The organism is Propionivibrio sp. (genome assembly GCF_049316945.1).
GTDB lineage: Bacteria > Pseudomonadota > Gammaproteobacteria > Burkholderiales > Rhodocyclaceae > Propionivibrio.
This window is the reverse complement of record NZ_JBMOJE010000225.1, coordinates 1-4,564: the sequence shown is the minus strand read 5'-3', so window position 1 is coordinate 4,564 and position 4,564 is coordinate 1. Positions and strand designations below refer to the sequence as shown.

The window sequence follows — 4,564 nt, the reverse complement described above, 5'->3', positions numbered from 1 at the left end:
AAAGAATACCACCTCAACACGTCATATGATACGTTTATTTATTTACGCCGCCTTATTCTCTCTGTGCCATCAAATTCAATTTGAACGTGTCCTCTGATAACCCGTTCTTAACTCTGAATCAGTTGCGCGATAGTTGGTACAAGGTCCAGCCCAGAAGCCGAATTGTCGGCCAGAATGAAGGGGATTTGAAGAAATGGTGGTCTGCTGTCGAGGCGCTCAGACCTGACATTGAACTTAAAGCTCGAGATATTCTCGCTGATTATTTGCAGCTATCGTTGCTTTGGGGAGGTCGCCGAGGCGAAATTCTCTCCTTGGAGTGGAAAGACGTAAGCCTTCAAGACGAGACAATATGTTTTGTGGAAACCAAAAACGGGATCGAGCACATCTTCCCGATGACAAGGTACGTCAGGCAATTGCTCGAAAAAAGAAAGAGAATTAATGAAAGTAATGATCAACCATCGCTCTTTGTCTTTCCATCGCCAAGGGCGAACAAGGCTGGGGTTAGGTCTCATCTTGTTGAACCGAAGCGGGCCATCGCTGATGTAAAAAAGGGAAGTGGCTGCGATTTTTCATCACATGACTTGCGCAGAACTTTTGGCACACTTTTTAACGAAACGGGCGTTAGCGATTACACGGTGAAACGTGCTTTAAATCATGCGGCTCATGACACCGCGTCGCGGCATTATTTGCAATCTCGCATTGCTCCACTCCGATCTCTTTACCAAGCATACGAAACAAAGGTTTTAGTAGAAGCCGGAGTGATCTCAGAACCAGAACCTGAAATCTCTGTTGGCGCGGCAGATTACGCGAATTTTCTCGAATGGAAGAGTGCTCAGTCCCAATCGACAGTTCCAGATTAAAACGGGAAGTGATGGTCTATTGCAAGGCACCCGCCTACATTGGCCACCAAGAGGCACAGGATCAAGGAAACTGGCTCAGCCAAAGCCGGTTAATATCCGTTGAGAATGGTAATCGACCAATCATTGGCCATCAGGCACCAGAGGCTTGAGCAAATATTTATCGCTGCTGCCATAATCAAAAATTGCAATGGTACTTTCCGGAGGACTGGATAATGAATACCGTGATGCTTGAATTGCCCTACGACGCTTTGGCATTGCCCGGAGTCTCGCCTGAATCCCTAGCCAGTGAGGCTAAATTCTTGCTTGCCTTGAAATTGTTCGAGATCGGCCGCCTGACTTCCGGTAAGGCCGGGATGCTTTGCGATATGGGTCGAGTGGAATTCCTCCTTGCAGCAAGCCGTGCTGGTGTGCCGGTGGTGACTTTGGATGGTGATGAGTTGAGTACAGAGTTTGGCCAGAATGCTTGACCGAGCAGTAGTCAATTCTGGACCTCTGGTTGCTTTGTCACTGCTCGGACAGCTTGATTTGTTGCCTACGTTGTTTGCCGAGTGCTGGGTACCAGAGACGGTCTTCAACGAGGTGGCTGTGGCCGGCATTGGCAAGCCCGGTGCGAAATCTCTCCAAGCGGCGGAGTGGTTGAGTCGTGTAAGGGTGAGTCCGCCCCCAGACCCTCTATTGGTAATGGAACTTGATGCCGGGGAAGCAGAGGTAATTAGCTTGGCACGTCACCTTTCGCCCTGCATTGCGATCATCGATGAACGTCGTGGTCGACGTATCGCGCAGCAAGTTTATGGACTCCCAGTTAAGGGAACGGCCGGAATCTTGGTTGAGGCGAAACGGCGGGGACTCATTGTTGGTGTTCGCCCCCTATTGATCGACCTACGCGCATCGGGGTATTTCATTGCCGAGAGCGTGATCACTGCCGCATGCCAGGCCGTGGGTGAATAGGCACGCGAATGCCCGAACTCTCTTAACCTTGGAAATCCGGCATGACAGCTACAAGGTAACGTCTAACGGGGGGTAGCAAATAGCCGAAAACCGTAGCTACCGGTGGATTGGAAAGCGATCAGTCAATTTGGTCATGCTGTTTCTGTTCTGCGGATCATGACTTTCGCCAGGCTTCAAGGGTGGCATGAACCAAGGGTTCGACCTGCAACCGTGCTTCTCGCCGGTCACACCCGCTGGCGAGTAATTCGTCGTAGGGAGTCTCGGCATGGCGAATCCGAGCGATGACCGCCAAACGTACTGCCTTTTCATCGAGCGCCTTCGCCGCCGCACTGCGACCAACCCGACCCGAGTAACGCTGACATGCATGTTCAGCAATGCTTTGATCCGTACCTTCTGGATAACCCGGAAATAGCTCCCGTATTCGCTCAGCGAATCTCTCAACGTATTCACGATCAATATCTGAACGTCGTTCCGCCTCTCGGATACGACGGCGTGCCCGCACTTCTTCATCATTCAGGCAGGAGGATTCGGCGGCAGGGGGCGTCAAGTGACTAAAAATACTCTGCACCAGATGCCCAACAATCCGGTCCAGCGGACCGTCAAAAGGCTGCGCTTTGTGCCGTCCGCTGACCTTCGTCGTTGAACGTCCGCTTTTTCAACTGAGCTACTTCCGCTTTGGGTCGGTGGCTGTCATCAAACTCTGATGGAGTCGAAAGGCAGGAATCAGAGTACAGCGGCCGTTGGGCATGCAAAAATCATCAGGCCGCTTACAGTCTTTAAGCTGCCCTTGGCTGCGGCGCTGAGCATTTCTTGCGCGAACGGCAGGTTACCGCTGGTAAGCGGTCACTCAGTTTTCAGGGGTGGCTGACTTCATCCGACCCATTGCAGACGGTCGAGGTTTTGAAGAGCGGCCATTCGCCGGGAACACTGAAAACGCGAAAGCAGCCATTTTTTATGCTTTTATTATATTTTTGCCTGACCGTCTGCTTTGCATCAGAAAGCTGACGCTCGTTGGCCAAACTTGCCTAGCAGATCCCTGCCATTAGCGACCGTAGCCTCAACTCCTCCAAACCGGCCGTTGACCAGGTGAAGCTTACAGTAAGCGGCCATAGGATCTGGCACACTCAATTTTCTTGGCTCACGGGCTGCTGTGCAGCGATGGCGTTGTTGAACGCGCTTGAAGAACGCGGGTTTGAGCGGCCGCTGACAGCGTCAAGCCGCCATTCAAACAGGTAGAATATGATGCAGTTGGCCGCCTCCATCCGGCCACAAGCGACCGCCCGACAACAGTGCTCCACAGCAGCCGCTGGTTCCATCCGGATGATCGACAATCAATGAGGAGACCGGGTTCTGGTAATCTCCATCGCATTGAACACCTCAGAGGTGGTCCGATCGTGTTCAGATGATTGGCGATGACGCGGACGTTTCTGCGTATGAATAACTGCTGGGCGTTAATATCCGGATAGGCAGACGTCATGGTTACTCGAAGAGAATTTATTGTTTCCACATCGGCGAACATCGGCGCTCTGGCCACCGTGGCATCCTGCTCATCGGAAACCTCCGCCGATGGCTACGAGAATGCGGTAAGCAACACGTGGCATCACGGCAAGGTGGGCACTGGCGACAAGTCGGCGCTCCTGCGCGAACTGGTGCGCTGCGCGACCCTGGCGCCATCCAGTCACAATACCCAATGCTGGAAGTTCCGGCTTGAAGACCGCTCAATATCGATCCTGCCGGATTTTTCGCGACGCTGTCCCGCGGTAGACCCTGATGATCATCACCTGTTCGTTTCCATCGGTTGTGCAGCCGAGAACTTGGCTCAGGCGGCACTTGCCAACGGGCTTTACGGAAATGTCGTGTTCGACGATTCCGCGGGCAAGGCGCTGCGGGTTGCGCTGGAGCCGACCAAAGCGGTTGTGACCAGCCTGTTCAACGCCATACCCGAACGTCAGAGCACACGCGCCGAGTACGACGGCAAGCCGATTTCAGCGAGCGAGCTTGCGCTAATGGAGAAAGCGGGCCAGGGCAACGGCGTTCGGATCATTCTTCTCACCGAGCGCGAGGCAATGGAAAAGGTCCTCGAGTATGTCGTGCAGGGAAATACGGCGCAGATGAATGACCGGGCTTTCGTCGAGGAACTGAAAGCGTGGATTCGTTTCAGTGCCGACGACGCAGTCCGGGCGGGCGACGGGCTGTATGCCGCGTCGTCGGGGAATCCCTCCATGCCTTCCTGGCTGGGCAGCCTGCTCTTCGGCCTGTTCTTCACGCCAAAAGGCGAGAACGACAAATACGCGAAGCATGTGCGCAGCTCGGCAGGAATCGCCGTTTTCGTTTCCGAGGCGGAGAATCCCGCCCAATGGATCGAGGTGGGGCGCTGCTACGAGCGCTTTGCGCTGCAGTCGGCGGCCCTGGGTATCCGCAACGCGATGCTCAATCAGCCGGTGGAAGTGTCAGTGCTGAGGCCGCAGCTTGCGACCTTCCTCGGTGTTGGCGGACGCAGGCCCGACCTTGTTGTTCGCTTCGGCCGCGGGCCGAAGTTGCCGCCATCGCTGCGCAGGCCGGTAGACGTGGTGCTGACTTGACTACGCAATCGATTAAGGCCGGGCTTGCCTACTTCGCGCTGGTGTTTGGGACCGGCTTCGTGCTGGGGGCGGTACGCGTTACCTTGCTCGTGCCGCGCTTTGGAGAGCGCATTGCGGAACTAAGGCGGCGTAAATAAATAAACATATCAAGTTTGCGCTATTACGTTCGGTCTG

Annotated in this window: 5 protein-coding genes; 4 read left to right on the top strand and 1 reads right to left on the bottom strand. The window is 54.3% G+C overall.

What is annotated here, in order from left to right:
• Positions 1–86 precede the first annotated feature (86 nt).
• From ACOYNV_RS25815 to ACOYNV_RS25805, 3 genes are all read left to right on the top strand, one after another.
• Entirely contained in the window at positions 87–860 is a 774-nt protein-coding gene (locus ACOYNV_RS25815; protein ID WP_422902684.1) for a tyrosine-type recombinase/integrase, read from the top strand.
• 212 nt (positions 861–1,072) lie between these two features.
• Entirely contained in the window at positions 1,073–1,327 is a 255-nt protein-coding gene (locus ACOYNV_RS25810; RefSeq protein WP_422902683.1) for a UPF0175 family protein, read from the top strand.
• A complete protein-coding gene (locus ACOYNV_RS25805; RefSeq protein WP_422902682.1) occupies positions 1,320–1,808 on the top strand; it encodes a DUF3368 domain-containing protein in 489 nt (162 codons plus the stop codon). Before ACOYNV_RS25810 ends, ACOYNV_RS25805 begins: the two co-directional genes overlap by 8 nt.
• Before the next feature lie 154 nt (positions 1,809–1,962).
• Here the strand turns inward: ACOYNV_RS25805 and ACOYNV_RS25800 are convergent, their stop codons facing one another.
• The gene (locus ACOYNV_RS25800) at positions 1,963–2,376 is read right to left on the bottom strand and encodes a DUF2293 domain-containing protein (protein ID WP_422902681.1); all 414 of its coding nucleotides are present in this window, start codon (positions 2,374–2,376) and stop codon (positions 1,963–1,965) included.
• Positions 2,377–3,283: 907 nt separating this feature from the next.
• Here ACOYNV_RS25800 and ACOYNV_RS25795 point away from each other — a divergent pair.
• Positions 3,284–4,390, top strand: coding sequence for an Acg family FMN-binding oxidoreductase (locus tag ACOYNV_RS25795; RefSeq protein ID WP_422902680.1), 1,107 nt, complete (start codon positions 3,284–3,286; stop codon positions 4,388–4,390).
• The last annotated feature ends 174 nt before the right edge of the window (positions 4,391–4,564 follow it).